Genomic DNA, 26,992 nt, shown 5'->3' on the forward strand with positions numbered 1-26,992 from the left:
GAAAGATGATAGCGACAAGCCCCTGACGCATAGGCGTCGAACACTACAGCGCATTCACCAAGTTGCGAGGCTTGTAATGAGAAACATATTATTCGGTAGCTCGCTCTCTGTATCATTCCCCACTTCCCATTATAAAATAGACCAGAGGGAAGTTGACTACGAGAATATATTCCGATGCAGATATATGGCTAATCTATTTCTTTTATCTGAATTGACAGATATCCGATAATGTGTGATTGTGATAAAGGACCTTGATATTAACAGTGTCAAATGAGATATATGGGCAAATTACTGAAATACATTGCAGAAGAAACACAAGGTACGTGTTTCTCCTCATTCAAATACTGCTATGACACGATAACCACACCTGCTATTGAGTACGGAGAGGCCGAAATGGGATATATCAACCTGAAAGAGTATGCAGAAGACGTTCATGATCCAATGCCAAGAAATATGCGACAAAGAGCAAAAATCTGTCTGCAAGGTGCGCCTCTATTCAAATTCTTTCTGGATGGTTCTCGCCGAGTATATAAGGTTGACGACATTCAGTATGACAAAAAGGTATTTCCGATAGTAAGCGGGCAAATTTCCGTGGCATGTTGTGGCAGAGAAATGCATGAGAATAATGCATTCAAGAGTTTTCAGCATGTTTATGAAGAATCATACCCTGTCCTCTGTTTACCTGTAACAGCCAATGGAGAAGGTATGGACAATGATGTATTCTTCCGTAATCTTTGCAATAAATTAAATGAACGCTTGCAGAGGGTCAATGCAGAAGTTCAATTAAAAAGAATCCTTTATTATCTAACTAAGCTCAATGAAAATGAAACTTTTGAGAATAAAGGTATAGCAAAAATACAAGATGAGATGATAGAATGTGAAAAACGTATTGTTTCATACCTTGTAAGCAAAAATCTTTTGAATCAAGACAGCTACCTTATTAAAGATGGCTCTATTCAGTATAAACCCATGAAAACAGGTAATTTCAAAGATTTAGCTCATATCCGCAACAATTATCGTCATGTTATTGGTGTTTCGAAAAAGTTTAACCCTAACATAATGAAAGACAATAAAGACCAAAGTAGTGCCGGACAGATAGCAAGATTACCTCTCTATCATCGTACGCCGGCTTTCCTTTGGCAGCCAGGAGAACAATGGGGCAACGTGAATTTTGCTATTTGGTATGTACGCATTCGAGACATTGGCAAAACAGAATCTCCATATGCAGGCATTCTCAAGGTGGAGAAAATGTTAATGACAGGAAAAGAGACTGAATATGGTTTATCATCTGATGAGGTTGACACAATCACAGCTAATCTTATCAATGAGCGTAATCCTGTATGTTATGGTACGGATGCACGATGGGCAAATCACCTGTACCCTGTTTACATGACTGAATGTTATTGCAAAAGCCGGTTCAAAAGCGACTATTATTTTTTGAATTTATTTTAATTAGGTTATGGACATAATAGGAAAAATTATTGCTACTGAAAAACAACCTTCAACAATAGAAGACTTTACATTTTGGACTAAGAAGGACTTAAAATTAAAGCCTTTTGATGTTGTTGCTGTTGAGCATATCAATAATTCAAAGACATTTGGCGTTGTCGAAGAAATTTCTCACATGACAGATTCTCCAAGTGCATTAGCTGGTTTCATTTCAAGTGATTTTGGTGATGTTGACTCTAAATCATATACTGACCGTATAGGTATGAATTATGTAAAATGCAAGGTTGTTGGCAATACTGCCGGTGTATATATTCCTGTGCAAGAGGGTAAAAAAGTATATTTAGCTACAGCAGAAGAAATCAAGATGGCGCTTGGCCTAGATCAGGTGAAGAACCCCATCCCCGCTGGTTACATCAAAATGTATGAAGGTAAAAACGAACAGATTTTGCCAGTCAACTTCAATTCACACTTTTTAATTGGGCCAGAAGGTGCTCATCTGAACATCTCCGGTATTTCTGGATTGGCATCAAAGACCTCGTATGCGATGTTTTTGATGAAAGCCATTCAAGATATGGCCATGAAAGAAAAGAACGAATCTGTAGCTTTCATCATGATGAATGTCAAAGGCACGGATTTACTTAAAATTGACGAAATGAATGAGCGCGAAGATGAGTTGAAACAAATAAAACCTATCTATGACATATTGGGTATGGAGATGTCTGCTTTTAAACAAGTGAGCTACTATTACCCTTATTCCAAAGATTACACAGCATACACATACGAAAAACGAACAACGATTCAAGATCGCTTACACACCCAAAAAGCATTTCAATATAAATATCTATTTGAAACGGATGAGGACAAAGAATGCCTAGATCTCTTATTTGCCAATGTAGACGACCCTAATGATACGATAGAATCAATCATCAACTTCATTATTTCCAATGGTGGAAAATTTAATGGTATAGGATGTTGGGATGATTTTAGGCAAGCTCTTTTAGAACAAACGCAGAGCCAGGGAAAGAGTTCTGGAGCTGGGAAGGAAATCTCTGTTCTAAGTTGGCGTAAGTTCTATCGTCTATTTAATAAGAGTTTCCAAAAATGTCGGCAGATGTTTACGGAAAAATTAGGCAATGATGGCAAGAGCGTTCGTTTGAGAGATAAAATCGGCCAAATCAAGAAAAACGATATAATGGTTATTGATGTGGCAAAATTGGATGAAGAGTCGCAGGGATTTGTGTTCGGAGACGTTATGCGTGCTGTATATAACCTGAAACTTGGGCCATCCGTACGTCTGGATGAAGACATTCCTGATAGGATTATTATTTTTATCGATGAGTTAAACAAATATGCGTCAAACGATGTGCCAAATTCGTCTCCTATTTTGCGTCAACTACTTGATATTACTGAACGTGGGCGTTCTTTAGGTATAGTACTGTTTGGTGCAGAGCAGTTTGTAAGCGACATCCGTAAACGAGTAAAAGGTAACTGCGCCACACAGGCATTTGGCCGTACAAATGCTATTGAAATAACAAAGGAAGATTTTCGTTTTGTACCGCAAGTCTACAAAACTATGTTGACGCGACAAAAGCAGGGGGAGTATATTATCCAAAATCCTGTATTCCGGTCTATGCTGAACGTGAACTTCCCATTGCCAATTTATAAATATTATGAATGACAAGATGAATACAAACCACCCACAAATAGGCAAAGATGTCATAGAATCTTTGACACTTGGAATGTATGAAGATTGTAGATTCATCTACAGAGAGTACATCCAAAATGCGGCAGATGCAGTGGATAAAGCAATTAATCATAATCTTCTCAAAAAAGGCGAGGAGACCATTCATGTAAGAATTGATGCGGATGAAAGAACTATATCTGTTCATGATAATGCGACAGGCATACCACAGAATCAAGTGATGGCCATACTGCGAAACATCGCACATTCGACTAAAAAGCGAGGTGAGGATAAGGGCTTTCGTGGCATCGGTCGTTTAGGTGGCCTTGGTTATTGTTCAAAACTGATTTTCGAAACCTCATATTATGGAGAGCCCGTCAAGTCTGTTATGACGTGGGATGCAGACCTCTTAAAATATATCATCAATGACCGGGAGAATAGTGAAGAGGCGACAGACGTTCTCTCTAAAGTAACCAAGGTGGAAACCGAAAAAGAAAGTATTGATGCGCATTATTTTAATGTTATAATGGAAGATGTATCATCAGATGATTTACTTGATGTGGAAAGTGTCACTGATTACCTGTCCATGGTTGCTCCTGTTGACATCTCATCTTCTTTCATCTTCCGTCAAAAGATAAATGACTTCAAGAAAGAGAACGGTTTGACTGTTGACACATACAATATTTTTGTTAACAATGACCAAATCTATAAACCATATACAGGAGCCATCTACGAGGACAACAATGGAGGCAAGAAAAAAGTCGATGACATCATTGATGTGAAATTCTTGATGGCAAAAGATGATTCTGGCTCAATCATCTATTGGGGATGGTATTCTATTTCCACTTTGAAAGGGCAGATGAAGCCCAAGAATCTTGCCAGAGGCATACGCTTGCGTAAAGAGAATATACAGATAGGAGATGAGGAAATATGCAAGAAGTTCTTTACGAAAACAGAAGATCAACGCTTTTCTTTCTATTATTTCGGTGAAATTCATGCGCTTAGCAAAGGATTAATTCCAAACTCCAGACGGGATTACTTTGGTGAAAGTAAGGAGTGTGTGGAGTTTGAGCAAAAAATTCGGCAAGATTTCCTCAAACTTAAAGAACTTTGTTATGATGCCCAACGATTACGTTCAAGTACATCTACTATCGCCAAGGGGAAAGAATTGAGAGTAACCATTCAAAATAAGGAGAAGAATGGCTATATCAGTCAAAAGGAACGAGATGATTTGCATCGCCGTTTAGAGGAACAAGAGAAGAAAGAAGAACAAGCCCAAAAGCTATTGGCCAACGTTAAGGCAAAGATTTCCTTAAAAGATTCGCCTCTAAAGGCGGTTCTTGAGCATTTTGAAACTTCGGAGCTAATCAAAGAAAAGAAACAGCTAGAGACGGATTCCGAGAAATCTGTTAATGAGACTGTTAAAGAGACTAAGACTCGATATAGGACTGACAAGCCTATCTACTCTAGATACTCAAAAAATGAGAAGAAGTTGATTAGTAAAATTTACACCGCAATTGGTAATGCTATTGCAGATGAATACTTGCGAGAGGCGCTTATCAGCAATATTGAAGACTATATAACAAAATGAATCGGAATATACTTTTATTAGAACCTAATTATAAAAACAAGTTCCCTCCAATAGGCTTAATGAAATTAGCCACATATTTTCGTTTAAGGGGTGACAATGTTGTTTTTTATAAAGGCGACTTAAAAGAATTTTTAATTAATGACATAACAAGTGATTGTGTTGAAAAACTCAGTCGAATGGATAATACCATTAACTGGAAATTACGCTCAGATAAGATAGCTACATACATTAAGTATCGAAGAAAAACTGATATTGATAAAATAGGACTTGAAGATTCTGCTTATGGTATTTTACTAGCACCGTGGGTTGACTATTACAAGGACTATTATCATAAGAAAGTATACCTGAAACACCCTAAGTGGGACTGGATAGGTGTTACTACACTATTCACATTTTATTGGTCTATAACTATCGAAACCATTCTTTTTGCTAAGGATTTAGTTAAGGATATACGAAATATTATGGTGGGCGGAGTATTGGCCTCTATTCAGCCCAAAGAAATTGAAGAAGCAACAGGCATTAAACCACATTGCGGAACACTTCACACACCTTATAAAGATATTGATGAGGACAATCCATATGTAATTGATGAATTGCCATTGGATTACTCCATATTGGAAGAAATAGATTATGAATATGTAGATGGCAGAGCATTTTTCAGCTATGCCACACGCGGTTGTATTCGTAAATGTCCTTTCTGTGCTGTACCGATTTTAGAGCCTAATTTTCAGTCTTATCTTCCTCTAAAAGAAAGGATAGAACGAACTAGAAGGTTATATGGGGATCAACAAAATCTCTTACTTATGGATAATAATGTACTTGCCTCAAAAGATTTATCTAAAATCGTAGAGGATATTCGCTCGTGCGGATTTATTCCAGGTGCAAAATATATTGAGCCGAACCAATATGAGATAGCTATTCGTAATCTTCGTCTCGGGATGAACGACCGTGGATATATTAGAAAATGCTGGAAGCTCTTAAAAGAAATAAACGAAATGAGGCGTCTTAGTGAAGAGGTCAGAACATACATTTATCGATTGAGAGAAGAAAATGGTTTATTATCGCCCATAACCTGCACCAAAGAAGCATTAATTCGCACGTACAAAGATTTCGCACCATATTTTGAAAAGAAATATGCAAATCAGAAAGGACGTAGTCGTTACGTTGATTTCAATCAAGGTGTAGATGCAAGGTTGTTTACGGAAGACATCGTTTCTTTGCTGGCTCAGGTGCCTGTTCGTCCATTGCGTATTGCATTTGATGATGTCAAAACGGAAAAAGCATATACAAAAGCGTTAAAGATGAGTGTAGAACATGGTATTAAAGATTTCTCCAACTATTTGCTTTATAATTTTAAAGAGCATCCAAAAGACCTTTATCATCGAATGCGGGTGAATGTTGACTTATGTGAGGAACTTAATATTAGTATTTATTCATTCCCGATGAAATATCACCCTATCAAAGGTGAACACAGCCACGATAGAGACTATATTGGCGAATATTGGAATCGTAAATATATACGTGCTGTGCAAGCTATTTTGAATGCTACAAAAGGAAAGATAGGACGTGGAGTATCATTTTTCGAGAAAGCGTTCGGCCGAAATGAAAATGAGTTCATGGAGCTGTTAATAATGCCTGAAACATTTTTGCTGTTCCGCTTTTTCTTTGAATATCTTGGCTATACAACAGAATGGAGAAAAGCAATGTTACAATTATCAGAAGAGGAAAAGGAAGAGATAATGCCTATTATCTTTAAAAATAATTTTACAGACATTGATAGTCTTACAGATAATCTTAAATTAAAACAAATATTAATGTTTTACAAGAACTATCGAGCAGATATTGCAGACCCCAAATCTGAATTGTATAAGCTGAAACAAGAATTTGAAAAGAGGAATCGTAAAAATTAATTTACGCACAAGTCAAGTAATAATTACTTGACTTGTGCGTGTAAACTCGATCTGTGGTAGTGTAAACTAAACTGTGTCAAGTTATATTTCGGAGCTGTTTTGGAATATTGAAGGTTCCAAAACAGCTCTGCTAAGTTATCAATATCGTCAAAGAACTCCAAACAAAAGATGTTGTCAGGCTAAGATCCTGAACCTGTCCGGGAATAGGATAGCCAATTGCTGGGCCGTCTGCCCCCAATTCTGTACCGGTTGGGGCCACTTCTTCCTTATCCTCGTAAATGCAAGATAGACAAGTTTTTCCAGGGCGGTATCAGATGTAAACACGCCCTTGTTCTTGGTTACCTTGCGTAGCTGGCGGTGATAGCCTTCTACGGTGTTTGTAGTGTATATTATCCTTCTGATATGCTGTGAGTACTGGAAGTAGGCGGTCAGACGATCCCAATTGTCTCGCCAGCTCTTGATGACAATCGGATAGTCCTCGCCCCACTTGATTTCAAGGTCGTCAAGAGCCTTCTCTGCGGCATCCTTATTGACGGCCTGATATACAAGTTTCAGATCCCTCATGAACTCTTTCTGATTCTTGCTGGCGACATACTTGATTGAGTTGCGTACCTGATGTACGATGCAAAGCTGGACCGTTGTCTCCGGAAAGACGCTTGCAATCGCATCGGGAAAGCCCTTGAGACCGTCCATGCAGGCGATGAGGATATCCTGGACTCCTCTGTTCTGGAGATCCGTAAGGACACCGAACCAGAAGTTGGCTCCCTCGCTCCTGGATATGTACATGCCCAAAAGCTCTTTCCTTCCCTCGCATGTAAGGGCCAGTACATTATAGATGGCTTGTGTCACTGGATGGTTCTTCTCATCCATTACCTTGTAATGTACCGCATCAAGCCATACGATGGGATACACCCGGTCCAGAGGCCGGGGTTTCCAGCTTTGTATCTCAGGAAGGACACGATCCGTAATGCTGCTGATGGTCTCTGCCGATATGCGGTTGCCGAACTGCTCTTCTAGGATGTCGCTTATCTCTCTTGTGCTGTTACCGATGGCGTACAGGCCTATGATTCTGTCCGCAAGTGAGTCCGCAAGGATCTTCTCGCGTTTGCGTACAACCTGAGGATCGAAAGTGCCGTCCCGGTCGCGCGGTGTGTTTATTGTCACTTCGCCCATCGAGGTCTGCACCTGCTTGCTCATGTGACCGTTGCGGCGGTTACCCCACTCGCGTTCACTGCCTTCCAGATGGCTGTCCATCTCTCCTTCAAGGGCGCTGTTAAGCAGATTCTCCAACAAAGGTGCCAATACTCCTTCCTTGCCGGAAAGAGGAACACCGGCCTTCAATTGTTCAATGGCATTCGCCTTGAACTGTTCAAAATCAAATGAATTACTCATAATTAAAGTGTGTCTGTAAAGTTAATATTTTCTTTTTCCTTTACTTGACACACTTTAATTTACAGTCTCCGATCTGTTATTTTTTACACTTTCATTTTTCCCTCAACCAATCATCTGCGCCCTATCGCTACTAATACCGACATAGGCCTGTATGACCACCGCTTCCTAGTATAAAAGCGATATGTAGTGTGGTTTATATTTCACTTACCAACTCCTATCGTTCAAAAATTACATTGACAAATTCTTCGTCCATCAGTTCGTCACGGAAATGCCGCTAGACTATTTTGTATGATATGCCGATTTTCGTATTTTCAAAAAGTTCATTTCAGACTTTCATCCAAATGTGCAGGAGAGTGATACGAAAACTACATCTTAAAAAATTATCGATAGTTAATTTTTATTATTAATTACTGTTATCAGCCACTCCTCCCGCAATTGTCTGGTCAGCTCCGACACCTGCTCCGAAAGAGATTTCAATTCTCGCGTGCAGGCTACCAGCGTGTCGATCTGGCGGGGCAGCATGTTACGCGAGAGGTACGTGTTGATCGCCTTGACGACCTGATTGTAGTTGTTCCCAACGCGGGAAATCTGGGCGATGTACTCGTTCAGCCGGACGAGGTAACGCTGTTTCGTGGGGTCGCCCTGACCACGCGGAACGTCTCGTCGAAGATTCGCCCGACAATGAAGCGGCTGCGGTTGTGCTCCAAGCCCGCCCTTCACAGCATCCGCTCGAAGCGGATATGCTGCTCCTCGGTCAGCTTGAAGTTGTACCGATGAATCTTCGGATCGGTCGCACGAGGCCGGCCGATCTTTCCTTTAATCTTTCCCATAATCCTGATTCGTATTTAGCATTCAACATAAGTGGCGGCCGCAGCCCCGCAGGGCGAGCTGTACCTTTGTATGCCGAAAACCTTTTCGGCATACAAAGGTACAGCTCGCTGTTCCCGCTGCGGGAACAAAACGCCGCACTGCGGATCGCTCGTTCCCCGCATCGAAAATCCTACGCGGATCACGCCGGCGACACTCGGTTTTCAGGGTGCAATATTACGACGCCGCGGCGAGAGCGGCAAACCCTGCGGACGGCCTCCGGCGGTCAGGAGCGGCCAGCCGATTCGGGGGCCACGATGGCGTATTATCTTGCGGACGGAAGCACGAAAGAACGGATGCGGGATCGTCCGCCGCCGTGCTTCCGCCCGTGCGAGCCGGCAAGACCGATTCGCCGCGAACATCTTCCGACAAATTCGTGAATGAATGATCGCTCGAACGGGGCAGGGCCGTAAAGCCTTTTCGTTCGTCGCCGACCGTTCATTCGCACAAAACAGACTGCATACCATGACGAAGAAAACCGTGATCGATGAAGAGCTGGTACGCCGTGCCATCGGCAACACCCCGTCGATTCTCGACGCCGACCCGCCGCCCTTCGACGAGCGGATCATAAAGACGGTGGAGGATTCCGACGAGGCTCCGCAAGCCGCCGAACGGCGCAGGAGAATCCTGCTTCCCGATTTCGAGCGGAGGTTCATGGCCCGCACGGAGATCCGCTTCCGCGCGGCGATCTATGTCGATGCCGAAACCAAGCGCAAGATACTGGACGTCGTGCGAAAGATCGGACCCGACCGTATGACCGCAACCTCCTATGCGGACAACATTCTGCGGTGGCACCTCGAAACCTACCGCGAAGAGATCAACCGTCTGCACAACGACCGGAACTCCCGCGAGCTGCTCTAACCCTGCCCCGAGGCTCCGGCCGGCCCGAACGGACATCCTCGAAAATGTCGGTGAGGGGCGGCCGGAGACGAACGGAAATCAAGCAACGCCGGTTTGATTCATACAAAAAAGAGACGGAACATAATGTTCCGTCTCTTTATATCATATGGTTATTCTTTTTTAGGCGGGTATTCCATTGGAGCGAAAAATTCATCCAAAGAAATATTGTAATACCTACAAATAATAGCAATAGACGTGAGGTTAGGAAAATTCTCGCCTGTTTCTAAATTTGGAATATTCAGTCCGGTTGCCTCTTTCAGTTTTTCTTGTGTATGCCCATGAATACTACGGAGCTCTTTGATCCGCAGTACTATTTTTTGAAGAAGTATTTCGTCGCGTCGTTGCTTTTTCCGTTTCATTGACGCAAATAAAAAAGCTAACCTTAATTTTTGCGCTAATACTTGTTTGAGTTATCAAGAATAATACCTATATTTGTGACACATACATTACGAAAATTATGCTACCTTTGCGATTGAACGACTCGGCATAACCGACGGACATAACATTATAGAGGGTAAACAACTCTTTATACCTACCGTGAAATTAGGAACTTTATTGGTAATCAGGTATAATGGTTGTCAGTCTCAGTTATGTCCTACCCATTAGGGTAGGACACGGCTGGGGCGCAGGACGATCAACTGATTACGGGTTTCCTAATACCTACGGTAGTTGATTGACACCGCGCCCCTTTTTCTTTTCCCTGCGGGCGCATGATCCATCGCTCCGAACGTTATGCGCCGTCCCGCCCCGAATACAATAAAATATACGAACTGCATCTGCCGAATCCTCGGCCGGCGGAATCGGCATGCGGGTATGACGCCTTTGTCCGCAACGGTTCGGTCGCCCTTCACGCTCCGCCGATCTTACAGGCGGCGGCATCGCCTTGTTTCTTTTTCAAGTAAAAGTTTTAGGTTCGGCGATGTCGCTGCCCTTCCCATACGGTCCCCGCGATCCGTAACTGACGAGTACTGGTACGTCGCCTCCGCCGCACGATCGGTGCGGCGGAGTGGCGGGCGGGGCAGCTCCGATATACTCCGCAAATTGCACTTAATATGACCCCTGAACAACGAACCCGATACTTAAAACTACAATGAAAAAGGAAACGACACTCCCCGACGAGCTGGCCCGACTCCTCCTGCTCGAAACCGATGAAGACGTGAAAACCGAGGACGATTCCCCGAGCCTCGACTACCGGCGGGACATCCGTTCGATCCTGACGGCCCTGTACGAGCGGGCGCCCTACATCTATGCCCTCTTCAAGGCCGCGCCGAAGACGGAGTTCCGCATCGCGCTGACCGAGGATTTATCGCGTGGCGACCTCCCCGATGAAACCTATACCATCCCCGAGTTCTGCGCCCGTTACGCCTCCTTCAAGCCCAAAGGGCAGATCTTCCTTATCAGCTTCTCGGTCTACTGCACGGAGAAGGAGCGCGAGGAGACGTACCGTAAATACGGCGAAGTGTTCTGCTCGCCCGAGGGCACGGCGCTCTGCGAGATCGGCAGCGAAGACCTCGATACGGCGGTCGAAGAAATCGTCAGCGAGTTCCCGAACTACATGATGTGTCGCTGCCGCGCGGCGATTCTCGCGAACGAGCCGCTGACGATCGACGAGGAGACGATCGCGCGCTATGCGCTGACGGCCGAAGACGCCGCACGGCTCCGGCGGATCGTCAAGCGTTGCAACACCGAGATCGTCGCCGAGCTGCGCGGGCAGTACGAACGTCTCGCGGCCATCGACTGTCTGAAACGATAGAATAAACACAGACAAGGGGCGAGGCTTCGACGGCCCGCCCCTTTGTCTCACGTTATAATGACAGCATCTCTCCGATTTTTTTCATCTCGCGACTGATATTCGCCTCCGAAATCTTCGCATAGCGCCGTGTCATGTTCGTATTCGTATGGCCCAGTATCTTGGCGATGATGTCGATCGGCATCCCGTATTCGATCGCAAGCGTCGCGAACGTATGTCTTGCACAGTGCGTCGTCAGGTTCTTCGGTATGTTGCACAACGTCGCAATTTCTTTCAAATAGGCGTTCATCTTCGCGTTCGACGGCACGGGAAGCAGCTTGCCTCTCGCCCTGCACGTTTCATCCCGCTCGTATTTCCGCAGCAGTGCGATCGGATGCGGTAGCAGCGGCACACGACTCATTACCGCCGTCTTTTCCCTCGGCTTGTGGATCCACTGCGTCCCGTCCTCGTCGGTCGTGATATGCTCCCTGCGCAGGTGATCCACATCCGTAAAGGCCAGCCCCGTCAGGCAGCAGAACGAGAACACGTCGCGGATGCGGGCCAGCCGGTCGTTCGGCAGCGGCTTGTGGATAAGCGTTTCGAGCTCCTCTTTCGTCAGCGGAACCTTGACGTTCGTCCGATCCACCTTCATCTTGTAGTAGCGGAACGGATTCTTTTCCAGCCACTCGTTCCGTATCGCATAGAGGATAAAGTTTTTCAGACAGCACAGCAGGTTCACGGCGCCGTTGTTCTTGCAGTTATGCGCCGTCTGCATGAACGTATTCAATCCGTCGATATATGCATAGTCGATCGCATCCAGCGGCAGGTCGTCTTTCCTGTACTGTTCTCTCATGTATTCGGTCATATAACGCAGCAGACGGTGGTATTTGTTCGCCGTGAGTTGCGTAAGGCGGATACCCACCTCCCTTTGCCGTTTGTCGCAGTATTTCGAAAACTCGACAAGGAACATCCGCGAACTCGCTGCCGCATGTTCCAATCGGTGCTTGATGGCGAAGCAGTCCGGAGTCTTGCCCTCCTTAATAAGGCTATCCGTAGGCAGCGAGGATGTTTGTGCGGTAAGTAGCGAGAATCCCGTTGATCTGCGTAGAAACGGGGTCTCGCAACATGCAACGTTCCAAACGCTGGTTCCAATGCTCCGGTTCGATCCGGCACTGGGTATAAATCTCCGTCGACCGGCCGGAGGTCGTGATACGGGCATAGATCGGCGCTGTGCCCTTCTTCGTGAGTTTCGTCTTCTTGCAGAAGAAGACCACGCTGAATGTCGTGCGTTTCATAATGCTGCTTGGGTTGGATCGGTTAAACGTATGCAGCATAGAGATTATTGGACGCAAAACAATGTAATTCAACGCATTGATCGTAAATCGTGACCTATTTTCGGTTCGAGCGAAACAGGTCACGATTTCGGTCCGGGCAACCTGCTTTTTTATACGCTCGAATACATCGCCTAAAAAACGAAAAAACCTTACATATCGCTGATACATAAGGTTTTTTACTCGTTCTTGCTCCTCCTTTCAAAGAAGCCCGGAGCGGAAAACGGGACTCGGACCCGCGACCTCAACCTTGGCAAGGTTGCGCTCTACCAACTGAGCTATTTCCGCAAAATGTTATCTGCTACCCCGTTCGGGGCTTTTTGCGAGTGCAAAGATAAACCGAAATTTTTATTCTGCAAAATATTTCCGCAAAAAAATCGCAGGCCGCCCGACTCCGCATTCGTCCAAAACCGTTCCAATGCACAAGCCGTACGGCAATTACTGAAATTCGACACGCGGATACAATTTTCCATTGTACCTATACTGCCGCTGCACGCCCCACACGATGCGCCACTCGCCGACGCGCTCCCCGATCTGCGTACCCTGCTCGGCCGCATAGCGGTAACGGAAATCGGCTACCAGGTAATTCCCGCCGGCGGCATCGGGCAAAAAACTCAATGCGGTCGTCGCGGCAGCACAGTCGACGCCGTAGGCCCGGTCGATCAGTTCCGCGGGCGGAACGTCGCTGCCGTCCAGATGCAGAAACATATATTGTACCGGCGCCGCCGGACTCTCGCCGAGAATGTCGGTCGGAAAGAGCAGACAATTCCCTCCGGGATAGTAAAAACGCACGTAGAAGGGTTCGACATACACCTCGCCATGCTCATGCAGCGGGAAGAGATCCAGAAACTCTTCGCGCGACAACCCCGGATCTTCGGTCTCCTTCCCGCACGCAGCCAGCGACAAAGCCAGCAGGACACAAAACAGATATTTCATGGCAATTCGATATTCGGTAATCGCCCGGATCGTCCGGCGGCGAGACTCCCGCAGACAGGGCGCACACCACCGTGCATCCCGTCTGCGGGAGAAACGGAATTATTCGTCCTTTCCGTCGAAGAAATAGGTCGCGTAGTTGTAGCCCGCACGATCGTAGACCTTGCGGAACTGCCGCATGCGTCGGCTGAAATCCTCGAAATCCTTGCGGTCGTAGGCCCAGCCCGTCTCGGCGATCGCCGCCAGACGAGGCAGCAGCATGTGTTTCACCTGCCGGAAATCGGGAATGTACTCCGTCCAGAGGTTGCCCTGCACGCCGAGGATGTACTTACGTTCGTCGGGAGTCAGTTGTTCGTAGGGATCGAGCGCATAGACCTGCCGCATGGGCAGGTACTTCACCTGTCCCAGCGGCTCGAACTCCTGCTGCTGCGTCTGACGATAGTCCAGATAGCAGTGGGTGTTGGGCGCCATGATGACCGTGTTGCCCGCCTTGGCTGCGGCGATTCCGCCCTTCGAACCGCGCCACGACATCACGGTGGCCGTTTTCGAGATTCCGCCCTGTAAGATCTCGTCCCAGCCAATGATGTTGCGGCCGTGGTCGTTCAGCCACTTCTCGATCCGCTGCATGAAATAACTCTGCAACTCCTCCTCGTTTTTCAGGCCGTTCTCCTTCATCCGCCGCTGGCAGAGCGGGCACTCCTTCCAGCGGGCCTTGGGGCACTCGTCGCCGCCGATATGGATGTATTTCGAGGGGAACAACTCGATCACCTCCGCGAGCACGTCCTGCAAGAATTCGAAGGTCGAGTCCTTGCCGGCGCAGAAAACATCCTTGCTGATGCCCCAGCGTGTCCAGACCTCGTAATTCTCGCCGCGGCAGCCGAGCCACGGGTAGGCGGTCAGCGCCCCCAGCCCGTGGCCGGGCATTTCGATTTCGGGAATCACCTCGATATGGCGTTCGGCGGCGTAGCGCACGATCTCGCGAATCTGTTTCTGCGTATAATACCCGCCGTAGGGAATCCCGTCGTATTCGGTCGAAGTACGCAGATTGCCCACGAGCGTCTCCTTGCGGACGGAGCCCTTGCGTGCCAGGTCGGGATATTTCTTGATCTCGATACGCCAGCCCTGGTCGTCGGTCAGATGGAAATGGAACCGGTTGAGTTTATGCATGGCCAGAATGTCGATGAAGGCCTTCACATCCTCCACGGGCATGAAATGCCGGCAGACGTCGAGCATCGCGCCGCGATAGCCGAAATAGGGTTTGTCCTTCACCGTCACGGCCGGAACCGTCCCCTCGCCTTCGATCACCAGCTGGCGCAGGCTCTGCAAACCGTAGAGCACCCCTTTCGGCGAACCGCCGCGCACGTCGGCGCCCGCAGGCGTCACCCGCAGCACGTATTCCTCCTCGCCGAGCTCGGGATCGACCGCCAGGTCGATCTTCGCGCCGTCGGCCGCGGTCTTCACCTTGACGGCACGCCCTGTGACCGGCTCGATCATCGCGGCGAAAAGTTCCCCCACGGAGCGCAACGAGGCGTCCCTGCCCACCGTGACGACGGTCGCGGCATCGACCGTGAAGGAGCCGTCGCCCATCTCGACGTTCAGCGGTTTGGGTACGATATTCACTTCGGGAGCCGCCCAGGCCGCCGCCCAGAGTCCCAATGCACACACAAGCACAAAAAGTCGTTTCATATTCGTTGAATTTTTCTTCGTTTAAATCAGCAGGTCAGCAAGCATCGAATTTCCTTCTTCGTTTTCTCGCCCCGGCACAGCCCGAACAAGTTCGGCTCTGCGCTCGGCTTGACGAGAAGTTTCATAAGTCGAACAAAGATAGCTTTTTTCCGCCAGCGGACAAAGAGGGAGGAAAAAATTCCGCACCGGACGTCCGCAATTCGCCGCGAAATCCCGCCGTCGGCTTCGCCTTAGATACTCCGCCCCGGCAAAACCAAATAAATTTGGTTCTGCTCTCGGCTTTTCCTATCTTTGTATCGACGAAAAAACTAACCAATCTTCCGGATATGAAAAACTTCCTGTTCTCGCTCGGCGCGCTGCTCTGCGTGCTCTGCATCGGCCCGGCATCGGCTGCCGAAAAACCCGAACCGAACTACGTCGACGCCGCGACGCTCACGCTCGTGAACAAGCCTCATGCGACGAAGCAACCCTTCCACCGCGTCGAGGTGGCCGACTATCCCGATCTGTCGAAGACCGTGCGGCTCTATTACACCTATTCGACCGGCGTGGCCGTGGTCTTCCGCACCGACAGCCGCACGATCTCCGCCCGCTGGACGACGACCGACCGCAAACCCAGTACCCACATGACGGGGCTCTCGCAGAAGGGAATGGACCTCTACATCAAGCGCGACGGCGAGTGGGTCTTCGCCGGCATCGCCCGTCCCGGTCTGGGAGCCGACCACAAGGCCACCCTCGTCGAGCACATGGACGGCACCGAGAAGGAGTGCCTGCTCTACCTGCCGCTGTTCGACGAGGTGAAAACGCTCGAAATCGGCGTCGACGCCGGCGCCCGCATCGAAGCCGCACCCAATCCCTTCCGCCACCGGATCGTGGTGATCGGTTCGAGCATCACCCACGGTACGGGACTCAGCCGTCCGGGCATGGCATATCCTGCACAACTCGAACGTGCGACGGGCTTCGAGTTCGTCAATCTGGGCGCCAGCGGCCAGTGCAAGATGGAACAGTTCTTCGCCCATGTAGCCGCAGCGTGCGAGGCCGACGCCTTCCTCTTCGACAGCTTCTCCAACCCTTCGGCACAGCAGATCGAGGAGCGTCTCGAACCCTTCGTAGCGACGATACGCGCCGCACATCCCACGACGCCGCTGATCTTTCTGCAAACCGAGGTGCGCGAAAGCCGCAATTTCAACGACAAGATCCGCAAGTTCGAGGACGACAAACGCGCTGCGTCCGAAGCGGGGATGCAACGTCTGCTCAAACAGGACAAGAACATCTATTTCCTCAATCCGGGGATGCCGCTGGGCGACGACCACGATGCGACCGTCGACGGCGTACATCCCTCCGATCTGGGTCACGGCCGTATTCTGGAAGTGATCCGGCCGCAGATCGTCAAGATCCTCAAAAAACACGACATCCGCTGATTCCGCCGAAATACGAAAAAAAGCTGCAACGCGTTGTGTTGCAGCTTTTTTATTCCCCAGTAGAAACCGTGTAACCGGCGACTGTCCCGAACAGACCTTTCCTTCCTGCGTTTCCCGTCCGATCCGCAAACAGCAAAGACTTTGACACGGCAAAAGGACGGCCGGAACGGAGGCGCGGTCGGACAGAAAGTCATCGACCGCCAATCGATTCCGGATCGTCGGTCACGATGAAATCGACGCCATAGGCCCGCATCGCGGCGGCATCCCCGGCCGAATTGACATCCCAGACCACGATCCGCCGGCCGCCTTTGTGCAACCGCTTCACGTCGGATTTCGATCCGACACGCATCCGGTGCAGAAACAGCCCCCGCACACCGCCCCTGCCCGTCCCTTCCGGCGACAAGCCGCAGAGGGGGACTTTGGACGATCTGCCGCCGTAACGCGCGAACACCTCCGCATCGTCCGCGATCAGCCAGACATCCCCCTGCCGGAACCCGGCTCCATAGGCCGTCCGCAATGCGGTTTCGGCCAGTGCGCAGCAACCGCACGATGCATCGGCCGCAGCGAACGCCCCGCACGTCGCAGCGTCGGCACGCCGCAGGATCAACTCCCGTTCGGCACGCTCCTCCTCCGAAAGCGGCTCCGCCGCGGACGGGCAAAGTTCCAAAAAGAGGCGAAGATCCCGACCCCGCCACTGCCGCACGACGTCGTCCAGCCTCGGAACTCCTCGTGCCGCCAGTTCGTCCGCCGACAGCGCCGCCACCCGTTCGCCCGTCGGAAGCTGTGCATCGTAGCCGCAGACCGCCACGCCGTCGCATGACAGCCGGACGGGAAGGCAGATGCCGTAAGCCTCTTCGGGCACGGATCGGCCGGCGGCAGGACGGACGATCACCTTCGTGCGGGCGCCCAAAACGGGTTCACCCTGCACCGTAAGGAGCAGGGTGAACAGAACGAACAGGATCCGTGCCGGCGATCGCATGGCCCGGAGATTAAAGTTCCTGAGCGAAACCTTCGGGAATGGGTTTGTCGCGGTAGAAGCCCGATTCGAGCTTGTCGCGCACCGACTTGAAGGCTTCGATCGTATAGTTCACGTCTTCCAGCGTATGGGCCGCCGTCGGGATGACGCGCAGGATGATCTCGCCGCGCGGAATCACGGGATAGACCACGATCGAGCAGAAGAGATTGTGGTTTTCACGCAGGTCGACGATCAGGTTGGTCGCCTCCGTCACGCCGCCCTTCATGTAGACGGGCGTCACGGGCGAATTGGTCGGACCGATGTCGAATCCGTTCTTTTTCAGACCGCCCTGCAACGCGCGGGTGATCTCCCACAGTTTCTCCTGATATTCGGGATGCTTACGGATCAGATCGAGACGCTTCAACGCGCCGATGACCATCGGCATCGGGAGCGACTTGGCGTAGAGCTGCGAGCGCATGTTGTAACGCAACAGATAGATCAGCCATTTCGGCCCGCTGACGAAGGCACCGATGCCGGCCATCGACTTGGCGAAGGTGTTGAAGAGTACGTCCACGCCGTCCACCACGCCGTAGTGCGCCGCCGTACCGCGGCCGCCGGGACCCATCGTGCCGAATCCGTGGGCATCGTCCACCAGCAGACGGAACGGGAACTCCTTCTTCAACGCCACGATCTCGTCCAGTTTGCCGCAGTCGCCCTTCATGCCGAAGACGCCCTCGGTGATGACCAGCACGCCGCCGCCCTGCTGTTCAGCCAATTCGGTGGCGTGTTTCAGTTGCAGGCGCAACGACTCCATGTCGTTGTGGGCGTACATGAACCGCTTGCCCTTGTACAGACGCAGACCGTCCATGATGCAGGCGTGCGCTTCGGCATCGTAAACCACCACGTCGAGCGCACGCGGCGAGAGCAGGCAGTCGATGATCGAGATCATGCCCTGATAGCCGAAATTGAGCAGGAAGGCGTCCTCCTTGCCTACGAAGGCGGCCAGCTCGCGTTCCAGCTGCTCGTGATACTTGGTCTGGCCGCTCATCATGCGGGCACCCATCGGAGCCGCCATGCCGAACTCGGCCGCGCCCCTGGCATCGGCTTCGCGCACCTCCGGATGATTGGCGAGGCCCAGATAGTTATTCAGACTCCAATTGAGCATCATCTTCCCGCGGAAACGCATGTGCGGCCCCAGTTCTCCTTCGAGCTTCGGAAAAGCGAAATAACCGTGTGCCACCCGCATGTACTGACCGATCGGGCCGCCCGCATTTTTTTCGAGACGGGCAAAAATATCCACCATATCCTGTTTGAATTTTAGTTAGTCCCAATTTTTTGGTACACAAAGGTATGAAAAACTCCTAAAAGGCAGGCTGCGAAACGCTTCTTTTTGGCATTCGCCGGCTCGAAATACGCATTTATACTTACTAAGGTTCGGGAAAGCCCATCCGAAATCGCCGCTGTTGCCGGTTCCCGAACGGCGCCGTCGCAGCCTCCGGCCGCGGTTGCAAATCCGACCCCACCCCAAACCCCTCCCTCAGGGGAGGGGCTTTATAGCCGCCGCCCCCCCCAACGGTTCGGGAAAGCCCATCCGAAATCGCCGCTGCTGCCGGTTCCCGAACGGCACCGTCGCGGCCTCCGGCAACGGTTGCAAATCCGACCCCATTCGAAGCTCATCCCCGAGGGAAGGTCTTCGAATTCCGCTCACCCCGAATCGAAGTCAGCAAGCAGGCACAAACGTTTGCACTTTACCGCGTCGACGCGACGAAAGCAAGGATGCGCTCCGCAACCGCGCAAATTCGAACCACCCTTCCACCGGAGCGCCGGTCGATCCGGGACTCTTCCCGACACGAACCGGAACACCCTTCACCGACAACAGCGACATTTATGCACGCCCGATGGCGATTCTTCGCTTTTAATTCTTAATTTTGTCGCATGACATCGCTCTATCACGACATCATCTTCGGGCCGGTGCACTCGCGGCGGCTCGGTCTCTCGCTGGGCGTCAATCTGCTGCCCACCGAATCGAAACTCTGTTCGTTCGACTGCATCTACTGCGAATGCGGCTGGAACGCCGACCATCCCGGCCGGCGGCGGTTCAATCCGCGCGAAGAGGTGCGCCTTCAACTCGGCGCCGTACTGCGCCGCATGACGGCCGACGGAACCCCGCCCGACGTGATCACCTTCGCCGGCAACGGCGAACCTACGCTCCACCCCGATTTCGAAGCGATCATCGACGACACGCTCGCCCTGCGCGACGAACTGTGCCCCTCGGCACGGGTTTCGGTACTGAGCAACGCCACGCAGATCCACCGCGACGACGTGCGCCGCGCATTGCTGCGCGTCGACAACAACATCCTGAAACTCGACTCGGCGTTCGACGCCACCGTGCGCCGCATGAACAATCCGGCGGGCGACTACTCGGTCGCACGGACAGTCGAACTGATGAAACGTTTCGAAGGCCGCATGATCCTCCAAACGATGTTTCTTGCGGGCGAGATCGAAGGCGAACCGATCGACAACACCGCCGAACGGGAGGTGGAGGCATGGCTGCGGCTCGTGGAGGAGATCCGCCCGTCGAAAGTGATGGTCTACTCGCTCGACCGCGACACCCCGTGCCGGACGCTGCGCAAAATTCCCCGCGAGGAGCTGCAACGCATCGCCGCACGGGTCGAAGCGCTCGGCATCCCCTGTCCCGTAGCCTGAAACCCGTTTAAAACTTCCCGATAATGAACCGAAAACTACTTCTCTGCTGCATGGCGGCGCTCGTCGCCTTCGCCGCTCAGGCGCAGGACCGCGCCGACCGTCAGGAACTCACCGATCCCGATTCGTTCACCATGATCCTGCTGGGCGACCCGCAGGGCTATACCAAATACGACATCAACCAGCCGCTGTTCGACCTCTGCACGGCGTGGATCGCCGACAACGTCGACCACCTCAACATCAAGGCCGTGCTCTGCACGGGCGATCTGGTCGAACAGAACGAAAACATCGTTCTGAACCGCAAGATGCTCAACCAGACCAGCCGCGAGATGTGGGAAGCGGCCTCGCACGCATTGGCACGGCTCGACGGCAAGGTCCCCTACATCGTCTCGCCGGGCAACCACGACTACGGATACCGCAAGGCCGAAAACAGCCGCACGTGTTTCCCCGATTACTTCCCCTTCGAACGCAATCCGGCGTGGCGCGACGTCTGCGTCGCGACGTATCCCAACCGCAACGGCGCCATCTCGCTGGAAAACGCCGCCTTCGCCTTCGACGATCCGGCATGGGGCGGCCTGCTCGTCGTCACCACGGAGTTCCTGCCCCGCGACGAAGTGCTCGACTGGGCGGCGGCGCTGATCGACAAGCCCGAATACCGCGACCGCAAGGTGATATTCATGACCCACGCCTTCCTGCACGAACGCTCCGCCAAACGGATCGAAAAGAACAGCTACGAACTCACCCCGGGCAACACCGGCGCCGAAATCTGGCGCAAACTGATCGAACCCTCCCCGAACATCCGTATGGTCGTCTGCGGCCACACGGGCAAGCCGGGCGACTACGAGGACGCCGTTGCCTACCGCGTCGACAAAAACCGCGCGGGACATGACGTCCACCAGATGATGTTCAACGTCCAGATCCTCGGCGGCGGCTGGGAGGGCAACGGCGGCGACGGCTGGCTGCGCATCCTCGAATTCCTGCCCGACGGCCGGACGATCAAGGTGCGCACCTACTCGCCCCTGTTCGGCATCTCGTCGCTTACCAAACATCTGGCGCACCGCACCGGCACCTGCGACCGGTTCGACATGGTGATCGAATAACTCCGGTCCGTACCGGAGCCACACCCTTCCGCCATGAAATGCCTGCCGTTCGCCCTGACGCTCTTCGCCGTCCTCGCGGCGGTAAGCCCGTGCAGAGCCGACGGGGAGTTGCGCGCATTGCAGGACAGCGTCGTACAGTGGCTGGCCGCGCATCCCGACGACCTGCTCGCCGAAGCCTTCACGACGGCGTGGAGCGACGAGGCCGACGGCCGCGTCGAGGTACATCTGCTGCGTGCCGATTCGGCGATGAAGGCCCGCTTCCGCCGCTGCGTGCACGACAGCCGCCGGATCCGCCTCGCAGGATTCGATCCCGGCACCGTCCCCTATCCGCCCGCGCCCGAAGGCGGCACGGCACCCGCCGCACTCTTCTCCATGCACGCCGAATACGCCCTTTACCCCTGCGATGCCGACACCGTGCGCCTCACGATCCGCAACGCCGGCCGGCAACGGCTCTGCTTCGGAACGGACTACGCCGTCTGCCGCCTGCACGGCGACCGCTGGGAACGGCTGCCCGACGGCGGCATGTGGCACTCCCTGCTGATCTGTCTCGAACCGGAGAACGGCGCCGCAGAACACCGTTTCACGGCCCGTCTGCACCCGCGCCTCTTTCCGGCCGCATTCGGCCGCTACCGCATCTGCAAACCGGTCTACACCGAACACCCCCGCCGCGACTATCTGTTGACAGCCGAGTTCACCGTCATGCCCTTCGTCCCCTTCACCCGTTTCGTCCGATAGGAGTTTGCGGCGCGGATTTTGCACCTTCCCGCCGTAAATTTCCGATCGTGATTACACTCTACGTTTTGGCTTTCATCATCGCATCGCTCCTCTACCGGCGTCGGCACCGACACATCGACATGCGCACCGTGCGGCGGCTGGAACTGGAACGCTACATGGGACGCTGGTACGAAATCGCCCGCTACGACCGTCCGTTCGAACGGCGGCTGCGCAACATCGAAGCCCGCTATACGCTGCGGGCCGACGGGAACGTCGAGATGGAACGGGCCGGCATCGACATCCGCACCGGACACCGGCACACGTCGTGCCGGCACGCCCGGCGAACGCAGCGGAGCGGACGGCTGCGGGTAAAAAACTTCATTTTCCTCCACACCGATTACTGCATTCTGGAACTGGACGATCAGTACCAGTGGGCGCTCGTGGGCAGCACCGCACCGCTGCACCTGCAAATCCTCTCGCGGCAACCCCGCATCCGGCGCGACACGCTGCGTCACATCGTGGGGCTGGCCGAACGGCGCGGCTATCCGCTCGACCGGCTGCGGCTCCTGCGGGCGCCGCAATGACGAAAAGCGGGGATCGGCAGCTGCCGATCCCCGCTTTCGATCGCTCCGATCCCTACTCAGCGCTCCAAAATCGCCCGCAGGATTCCCTCCTCGTCGAATCCGCACTGCGCATACAGCTCCGCCGGCGTACCGTGTTCCACGAACCGGTCGTCGGGAATACCGAGCGAACGTACCTGCGTACGGTAACCGCGCCGGTCGAAAAAGTCGCGCACGGCGCTCCCCACGCCGCCCCGCACCACGCCGTCTTCGACGGTCACGACCCGCTCGAAGCGACGCCCCACCTCGTCGAGCAGCTCCTCGTCGAGCGGACGGGCGAAACGCAGGTCGTAGTGCGCAGCCGAAACGCCCTCTGCGGCGGCCCGCTTCACGGCGCGCGCCGCGACGTTCCCTACCGGCCCGATCGTCAGCACGGCCATGTCGTCGCCCTCCGTCAGCCGGCGGCCGCGGCCGATCGGCAACCGCTCGAAGGCCTCGTCGCGCCATGCCGCCCCCTCGCCCTTGCCGCGCGGATAGCGCACGACGAAGGGCACACCGCTCTGCAAGGCCGTATAGAGCAGGTTGCGCAGTTCGCGCTCGTCGAGCGGAGAGGCCACCGTCAGGTTGGGAATGCAGCCGAAATAGGCCAGATCGAACGCCCCGTGGTGCGTCGCACCATCCTCGCCCACCAGGCCGCCCCGATCCAGACAGAGGACGACGGGCAGCCGCTGGATCGCCACGTCGTGGATCACGTTGTCGAAGGCGCGCTGCATGAAGGTCGAATAGATATTGCAGAAGGGGACGATCCCCGCGGCGGCCAGTCCGGCCGAGAAGGTCACGGCATGTCCTTCGGCGATCCCGACGTCGAAACAGCGCTCCGGCATCGCACGCAGCAGCAGGTTCATCGAACAGCCCGAAGGCATCGCGGGCGTAATCCCCACCACGCGCCGGTCGAGCCGCGCCAGGTCGACGAGCGTCTGCCCGAAGACATCCTGATAACGGTCGCGGCCGTCGGCCGAGGCGATCCGCTCGCCGGTCTCGGGATTGAACCGACCGGGCGCATGCCACTCGCACTGGTTATGCTCGGCGGGAGAATAACCCTTGCCCTTGACCGTCATCACGTGCAGCAGCTTCGGACCGTCGATCTCTTTCAGCGCACGGAGCACCGTGACCAGCGCCCGCACGTCGTGACCGTCCACCGGCCCGAAATAACGGAAGTTGAAACTCTCGAAGAGATTGCTCTTCTGCAACAGGCCGTGCTTGACCGCATTTCCCGCGCGGCGGCAGAGCGTCAGCAGCGGCGGCACGTGGGCGAACCAGCGCCACAACCGGTTCTTGAACGCATTGTACCGCTTCGACGTGGAGATGTGCAGCAGGTAGCTTTTCAGGGCGCCGGTAGCCTGGTCGATAGCCATGTTGTTGTCGTTGAGAACGACCAGCATGTTGGTCTTGCGGCTCGCCCCGGCGTTGTTCATCCCCTCGAAAGCCAAGCCGCCCGTCATGGCGCCGTCGCCGATCACGGCGATCACCTGCCGCTTCTCGCCGCGCAGCTCGGCGGCCTTGGCCATACCGAAAGCGGCCGAGATCGAGACCGACGAATGGCCCCCTCCGAAAGCGTCGTAGGGACTCTCGGCGATGCGCGGAAAGCCGCTGATGCCCCCCAGCTTGCGGTTGGTGCGGAACGCCTCGCGGCGCCCCGTGATGATCTTGTGCGCATAGGCCTGATGGCCGACGTCCCACACCAGCCGGTCGTCGGGCGTGTCGAAAACGTAATGGACCGCCGCAGCCAGCTCCACCGCACCGAGGCTCGACGCCAGATGGCCGGGGTTGACCGCGCACTGTTCGATGATATAGTGCCGCAGCTCGTCGCAATAGAGACGCAATTCGTCGAGCGAGAGCCGTTTGAGATCCCGCGGCGAATCCACTCGATCGAGCCAGTTGTATTCCCGCTTTTCCATGAACTACAAAGGTAGCACTTTCTGCGGTAAAGTGAAAGGGTTCCCCGAAAATTCCTCCGGCAGCGACACTCCTCCGTGGCGACGACACGCCCCGCCCGCACGATCCGACAGGAAAGATCGCGGCCGGCGAAGGATAATTCCGGATTTTTTCGTACCTTCGCCTAACGGATAACTTGTAAAAACAGGCAACACCATGAAATACAACCGAATCCTTCTGAAACTCAGCGGCGAATCGTTGCAGGGCGCACAAGGCTACGGTCTTTCGACCGACGTTCTCCACTCCTACGCCGCACAGATCCGACAGGCGGTCGAAGCGGGCGTCCAGGTCGCCGTCGTGATCGGCGGCGGCAACATCTTCCGCGGCCTGCAAGGCGCCGGACGGGGATTCGACCGCGTAAAGGGCGATCAGATGGGGATGCTGGCCACGATCATCAATTCGCTGGCCCTGCAATCGGCGCTCGAAAACGACGGCGTGCGGGCCCGCGTGCTGACGTCGATCCGCATGGAGCCTATCGGCGAATACTACGCCAAGGCACGCGCTTTGGAGTACCTCGCGGCAGGCGAGGTGGTCATCATCGGCGGCGGGACGTCGAATCCCTTCTTCACGACCGATTCGGCGGCGGCGCTGCGCGCCGTGGAGATCGAAGCCGACGTCCTGCTCAAAGGAACCCGCGTGGACGGCGTCTACACGGCCGATCCGGAGAAAGACCCCACGGCGGAGAAGTTCGACGCGATCTCGTTCGACGAGGTATACAGCCGCGGCCTGAAAGTCATGGATCTGACCGCCTTCACGCTCTGCAAGGAGAACCGGATGCCGATCAAGGTCTTCGACATGGACACCGAAGGCAACCTGATGCGGCTGCTCGCAGGCGAGAAGATCGGCACGCTGGTACACCTTTGATTTCTAAGAATATAACATTTCGGAAATATGGCACGTAAGAAAGCGAACAACCGGATGCTCGTCATCCTGCTGGCCCTGATCGCAGTGGTCTGCATCGCATTGTGGTACGCCGACAAGGTGGAACGGGAGGGTAAAGCCGCAGCAGCAGCGGAACAGCCCGCCGACGAAGCGGCCGAAGCCGCCGCCGCGACGCTGGCCGGGGAGGGCGCCGAGGCCCCCGATTTCACCGTCGAGATGATCGACGGCAGCAAGGTCGCCCTGAGCGAACTGCGCGGCAAGGTCGTGCTGCTCAACTTCTGGGCGACGTGGTGCCCGCCCTGCCGCGAGGAGCTGAGCCACGTGCAGCAGCAGGTCATAGACCGCTTCGCGGGAGAGGAGTTCGTCTTCCTGCCGATCTCGCGGGGCGAAGAGCGTGCAGCGGTCGAGGCCTTCCGCGCCAAAACGGGCTACGCCTTCCCGATGGGGCTCGACACGGACGAGACGATCTACAAGCGCTATGCGACCCGTTTCATCCCGCGCAACTTTCTGATCGACCGCACGGGGCGCGTGGTGAAGGCCACGGTGGGTTACGACGACGAGGAGTTCGCCGAACTCCTGTGTGCGGCCGCCGCGGAGATTCAGCAGAAATAATTCAACAAACGACAAGGATATGGCAGATACAAAGACGATTATGACCGACGTCGAAGGCCGCATGCAGCGTGCTATCGACCATCTCGAAGAGGAGCTGAACAACGTCCGCGCCGGCAAGGCGTCGCCGAACGTTCTGAACGGCGTCATGGTGGACTACTACGGCTCGATGACCCCCGTATCGGGCGTCGCGAGCGTCACCGTACCCGATGCGAAGACGATCCTGATCCAGCCGTGGGACAAGAAGATGATCAAACCGATCGAAAAGGCGATCATCGATTCCAATATCGGCCTTACCCCCTCGAACAACGGCGAGCAGATTCTCCTGTCGATCCCGCCGCTGACCGAGGAGCGCCGCAAACTGCTCGTGAAACAGATCCGGCAGGAAGCCGAGACGGCCCGTGTGAGTCTGCGCAACGCCCGCCGCGACGCGGTCGAAGCCTTCAAGAAGGCGCAGAAGGAGGGAATGCCCGAAGACGAGTCGAAAGACGGCGAAACGCAGGTACAGAAACTGTTGGAGAAGTTCTCCAAAACGCTCGACGCCGCACTCGACCGCAAGGAGCGGGAGATCATGACGGTCTGATGCC

The 26,992-nt window shown here is 53.5% G+C and carries 22 protein-coding genes, 1 tRNA gene and 1 pseudogene; 14 read left to right on the forward strand and 10 right to left on the reverse strand.

Annotated features, from left to right (window positions below; genetic code table 11):
- Window positions 1–279 precede the first annotated feature (279 nt).
- The 4 genes from FMF02_RS04935 (at window position 280) to FMF02_RS04950 (ending at window position 6,631) form a co-directional block, all read left to right on the forward strand.
- The gene (locus tag FMF02_RS04935; RefSeq protein WP_141412367.1) at window positions 280–1,452 is read left to right on the forward strand and encodes a hypothetical protein; all 1,173 of its coding nucleotides are present in this window, start codon (window positions 280–282) and stop codon (window positions 1,450–1,452) included.
- A 7-nt stretch (window positions 1,453–1,459) separates the two neighbouring features.
- Window positions 1,460–3,127 carry an ATP-binding protein gene (locus tag FMF02_RS04940; protein ID WP_141412368.1) on the forward strand — a complete coding sequence of 556 codons (1,668 nt, stop codon included), beginning with the start codon at window positions 1,460–1,462 and terminating at the stop codon, window positions 3,125–3,127.
- Complete coding sequence (locus FMF02_RS04945) at window positions 3,120–4,721, forward strand: ATP-binding protein (protein WP_141412369.1); 1,602 nt, start codon at window positions 3,120–3,122, stop codon at window positions 4,719–4,721. Before FMF02_RS04940 ends, FMF02_RS04945 begins: the two co-directional genes overlap by 8 nt.
- Window positions 4,722–4,897: 176 nt before the next feature.
- A complete protein-coding gene (locus FMF02_RS04950) occupies window positions 4,898–6,631 on the forward strand; it encodes a radical SAM protein (protein ID WP_244611633.1) in 1,734 nt (577 codons plus the stop codon).
- Window positions 6,632–6,805: 174 nt separating this feature from the next.
- Here FMF02_RS04950 and FMF02_RS04955 read toward each other — a convergent pair whose 3' ends face one another.
- Both FMF02_RS04955 and FMF02_RS04960 read right to left on the reverse strand, forming a co-directional pair.
- On the reverse strand, window positions 6,806–8,023 hold the full coding sequence (locus tag FMF02_RS04955) for an IS256 family transposase (protein ID WP_141412371.1): 1,218 nt from the start codon (window positions 8,021–8,023) through the stop codon (window positions 6,806–6,808).
- 390 nt (window positions 8,024–8,413) lie between these two features.
- Complete coding sequence (locus tag FMF02_RS04960) at window positions 8,414–8,743, reverse strand: plasmid mobilization protein (RefSeq protein ID WP_244611634.1); 330 nt, start codon at window positions 8,741–8,743, stop codon at window positions 8,414–8,416.
- A 612-nt stretch (window positions 8,744–9,355) separates the two neighbouring features.
- On the opposite strand from FMF02_RS04960, the gene FMF02_RS04965 reads away from it, so the two are divergent.
- Entirely contained in the window at window positions 9,356–9,751 is a 396-nt protein-coding gene (locus FMF02_RS04965; RefSeq protein ID WP_162502272.1) for a DUF3408 domain-containing protein, read from the forward strand.
- 149 nt (window positions 9,752–9,900) lie between these two features.
- On the opposite strand, the gene FMF02_RS04970 is transcribed toward FMF02_RS04965, so the two are convergent.
- Window positions 9,901–10,149 (reverse strand): helix-turn-helix domain-containing protein, encoded by a 249-nt coding sequence (locus FMF02_RS04970; RefSeq protein WP_141412373.1) that lies wholly within the window; start codon window positions 10,147–10,149, stop codon window positions 9,901–9,903.
- A gap of 731 nt (window positions 10,150–10,880) precedes the next feature.
- On the opposite strand from FMF02_RS04970, the gene FMF02_RS04975 reads away from it, so the two are divergent.
- Entirely contained in the window at window positions 10,881–11,543 is a 663-nt protein-coding gene (locus tag FMF02_RS04975) for a hypothetical protein (RefSeq protein ID WP_141412374.1), read from the forward strand.
- Window positions 11,544–11,595: 52 nt separating this feature from the next.
- Here the strand turns inward: FMF02_RS04975 and FMF02_RS04980 are convergent.
- From FMF02_RS04980 to FMF02_RS04995, 4 genes and pseudogenes are all read right to left on the reverse strand, one after another.
- A pseudogene (locus FMF02_RS04980) lies at window positions 11,596–12,814 on the reverse strand (site-specific integrase).
- A 251-nt stretch (window positions 12,815–13,065) separates the two neighbouring features.
- A tRNA-Gly gene (locus FMF02_RS04985) sits at window positions 13,066–13,138 on the reverse strand.
- Window positions 13,139–13,288: 150 nt separating this feature from the next.
- Window positions 13,289–13,786 carry a hypothetical protein gene (locus tag FMF02_RS04990; RefSeq protein ID WP_141412375.1) on the reverse strand — a complete coding sequence of 166 codons (498 nt, stop codon included), beginning with the start codon at window positions 13,784–13,786 and terminating at the stop codon, window positions 13,289–13,291.
- A gap of 99 nt (window positions 13,787–13,885) precedes the next feature.
- Window positions 13,886–15,469 carry a beta-N-acetylhexosaminidase gene (locus FMF02_RS04995; protein WP_141412376.1) on the reverse strand — a complete coding sequence of 528 codons (1,584 nt, stop codon included), beginning with the start codon at window positions 15,467–15,469 and terminating at the stop codon, window positions 13,886–13,888.
- 326 nt (window positions 15,470–15,795) lie between these two features.
- Between FMF02_RS04995 and FMF02_RS05000 the strand changes: the two genes are divergently transcribed.
- Window positions 15,796–16,887 (forward strand): SGNH/GDSL hydrolase family protein, encoded by a 1,092-nt coding sequence (locus FMF02_RS05000; RefSeq protein WP_141412377.1) that lies wholly within the window; start codon window positions 15,796–15,798, stop codon window positions 16,885–16,887.
- 190 nt (window positions 16,888–17,077) lie between these two features.
- On the opposite strand, the gene FMF02_RS05005 is transcribed toward FMF02_RS05000, so the two are convergent.
- Window positions 17,078–17,866 (reverse strand): glycerophosphodiester phosphodiesterase, encoded by a 789-nt coding sequence (locus FMF02_RS05005; RefSeq protein WP_141412378.1) that lies wholly within the window; start codon window positions 17,864–17,866, stop codon window positions 17,078–17,080.
- Window positions 17,867–17,876: 10 nt separating this feature from the next.
- Window positions 17,877–19,145: an aminotransferase class I/II-fold pyridoxal phosphate-dependent enzyme gene (locus tag FMF02_RS05010; protein ID WP_019130862.1), complete on the reverse strand. Its 1,269-nt coding sequence runs from the start codon at window positions 19,143–19,145 to the stop codon at window positions 17,877–17,879.
- Window positions 19,146–19,777: 632 nt separating this feature from the next.
- On the opposite strand from FMF02_RS05010, the gene FMF02_RS05015 reads away from it, so the two are divergent.
- Genes FMF02_RS05015 through FMF02_RS05030 form a run of 4 tightly spaced genes read left to right on the forward strand, consistent with a single transcriptional unit; the run spans window position 19,778 to window position 22,943 of the window.
- Window positions 19,778–20,548, forward strand: a complete 771-nt coding sequence (locus FMF02_RS05015) for a radical SAM protein (RefSeq protein ID WP_019130861.1) — start codon at window positions 19,778–19,780, stop codon at window positions 20,546–20,548.
- 23 nt (window positions 20,549–20,571) lie between these two features.
- Window positions 20,572–21,645, forward strand: coding sequence for a metallophosphoesterase (locus tag FMF02_RS05020; protein WP_162502273.1), 1,074 nt, complete (start codon window positions 20,572–20,574; stop codon window positions 21,643–21,645).
- A gap of 33 nt (window positions 21,646–21,678) precedes the next feature.
- Window positions 21,679–22,380, forward strand: a complete 702-nt coding sequence (locus FMF02_RS05025) for an immunoglobulin-like domain-containing protein (protein ID WP_141412379.1) — start codon at window positions 21,679–21,681, stop codon at window positions 22,378–22,380.
- Between the two features lie 47 nt (window positions 22,381–22,427).
- Window positions 22,428–22,943: a lipocalin family protein gene (locus FMF02_RS05030; protein ID WP_141412380.1), complete on the forward strand. Its 516-nt coding sequence runs from the start codon at window positions 22,428–22,430 to the stop codon at window positions 22,941–22,943.
- 56 nt (window positions 22,944–22,999) lie between these two features.
- On the opposite strand, the gene dxs is transcribed toward FMF02_RS05030, so the two are convergent.
- Complete coding sequence (dxs, locus tag FMF02_RS05035) at window positions 23,000–24,877, reverse strand: 1-deoxy-D-xylulose-5-phosphate synthase (protein WP_141412381.1); 1,878 nt, start codon at window positions 24,875–24,877, stop codon at window positions 23,000–23,002.
- Between the two features lie 193 nt (window positions 24,878–25,070).
- Between dxs and pyrH the strand changes: the two genes are divergently transcribed.
- Genes pyrH through frr form a run of 3 tightly spaced genes read left to right on the forward strand, consistent with a single transcriptional unit; the run spans window position 25,071 to window position 26,988 of the window.
- Window positions 25,071–25,778: a UMP kinase gene (gene pyrH / locus FMF02_RS05040; RefSeq protein WP_141412382.1), complete on the forward strand. Its 708-nt coding sequence runs from the start codon at window positions 25,071–25,073 to the stop codon at window positions 25,776–25,778.
- Window positions 25,779–25,805: 27 nt separating this feature from the next.
- The gene (locus FMF02_RS05045) at window positions 25,806–26,408 is read left to right on the forward strand and encodes a TlpA family protein disulfide reductase (protein WP_141412383.1); all 603 of its coding nucleotides are present in this window, start codon (window positions 25,806–25,808) and stop codon (window positions 26,406–26,408) included.
- A 19-nt stretch (window positions 26,409–26,427) separates the two neighbouring features.
- The gene (frr, locus tag FMF02_RS05050) at window positions 26,428–26,988 is read left to right on the forward strand and encodes a ribosome recycling factor (RefSeq protein WP_141412384.1); all 561 of its coding nucleotides are present in this window, start codon (window positions 26,428–26,430) and stop codon (window positions 26,986–26,988) included.
- Window positions 26,989–26,992: the final 4 nt, after the last annotated feature.

The organism is Alistipes communis, from assembly GCF_006542665.1.
Lineage (GTDB): Bacteria > Bacteroidota > Bacteroidia > Bacteroidales > Rikenellaceae > Alistipes > Alistipes communis.

Bases quoted from the DNA above. Each gene is read 5' to 3' on its own strand.
- FMF02_RS04935 (WP_141412367.1), top strand. From the start codon at position 280: ATGGGCAAATTACTGAAATACATTGCAGAAGAAACACAAGGTACGTGT.
- FMF02_RS04940 (WP_141412368.1), top strand. From the start codon at position 1,460: ATGGACATAATAGGAAAAATTATTGCTACTGAAAAACAACCTTCAACA.
- FMF02_RS04945 (WP_141412369.1), top strand. From the start codon at position 3,120: ATGAATGACAAGATGAATACAAACCACCCACAAATAGGCAAAGATGTC.
- FMF02_RS04950 (WP_244611633.1), top strand. From the start codon at position 4,898: ATGGATAATACCATTAACTGGAAATTACGCTCAGATAAGATAGCTACA.
- FMF02_RS04955 (WP_141412371.1), bottom strand. From the start codon at position 8,023: ATGAGTAATTCATTTGATTTTGAACAGTTCAAGGCGAATGCCATTGAA.
- FMF02_RS04965 (WP_162502272.1), top strand. From the start codon at position 9,356: ATGACGAAGAAAACCGTGATCGATGAAGAGCTGGTACGCCGTGCCATC.
- FMF02_RS04970 (WP_141412373.1), bottom strand. From the start codon at position 10,149: ATGAAACGGAAAAAGCAACGACGCGACGAAATACTTCTTCAAAAAATA.
- FMF02_RS04975 (WP_141412374.1), top strand. From the start codon at position 10,881: ATGAAAAAGGAAACGACACTCCCCGACGAGCTGGCCCGACTCCTCCTG.
- FMF02_RS04990 (WP_141412375.1), bottom strand. From the start codon at position 13,786: ATGAAATATCTGTTTTGTGTCCTGCTGGCTTTGTCGCTGGCTGCGTGC.
- FMF02_RS04995 (WP_141412376.1), bottom strand. From the start codon at position 15,469: ATGAAACGACTTTTTGTGCTTGTGTGTGCATTGGGACTCTGGGCGGCG.
- FMF02_RS05000 (WP_141412377.1), top strand. From the start codon at position 15,796: ATGAAAAACTTCCTGTTCTCGCTCGGCGCGCTGCTCTGCGTGCTCTGC.
- FMF02_RS05005 (WP_141412378.1), bottom strand. From the start codon at position 17,866: ATGCGATCGCCGGCACGGATCCTGTTCGTTCTGTTCACCCTGCTCCTT.
- FMF02_RS05010 (WP_019130862.1), bottom strand. From the start codon at position 19,145: ATGGTGGATATTTTTGCCCGTCTCGAAAAAAATGCGGGCGGCCCGATC.
- FMF02_RS05015 (WP_019130861.1), top strand. From the start codon at position 19,778: ATGACATCGCTCTATCACGACATCATCTTCGGGCCGGTGCACTCGCGG.
- FMF02_RS05020 (WP_162502273.1), top strand. From the start codon at position 20,572: ATGAACCGAAAACTACTTCTCTGCTGCATGGCGGCGCTCGTCGCCTTC.
- FMF02_RS05025 (WP_141412379.1), top strand. From the start codon at position 21,679: ATGAAATGCCTGCCGTTCGCCCTGACGCTCTTCGCCGTCCTCGCGGCG.
- dxs (WP_141412381.1), bottom strand. From the start codon at position 24,877: ATGGAAAAGCGGGAATACAACTGGCTCGATCGAGTGGATTCGCCGCGG.
- pyrH (WP_141412382.1), top strand. From the start codon at position 25,071: ATGAAATACAACCGAATCCTTCTGAAACTCAGCGGCGAATCGTTGCAG.
- FMF02_RS05045 (WP_141412383.1), top strand. From the start codon at position 25,806: ATGGCACGTAAGAAAGCGAACAACCGGATGCTCGTCATCCTGCTGGCC.
- frr (WP_141412384.1), top strand. From the start codon at position 26,428: ATGGCAGATACAAAGACGATTATGACCGACGTCGAAGGCCGCATGCAG.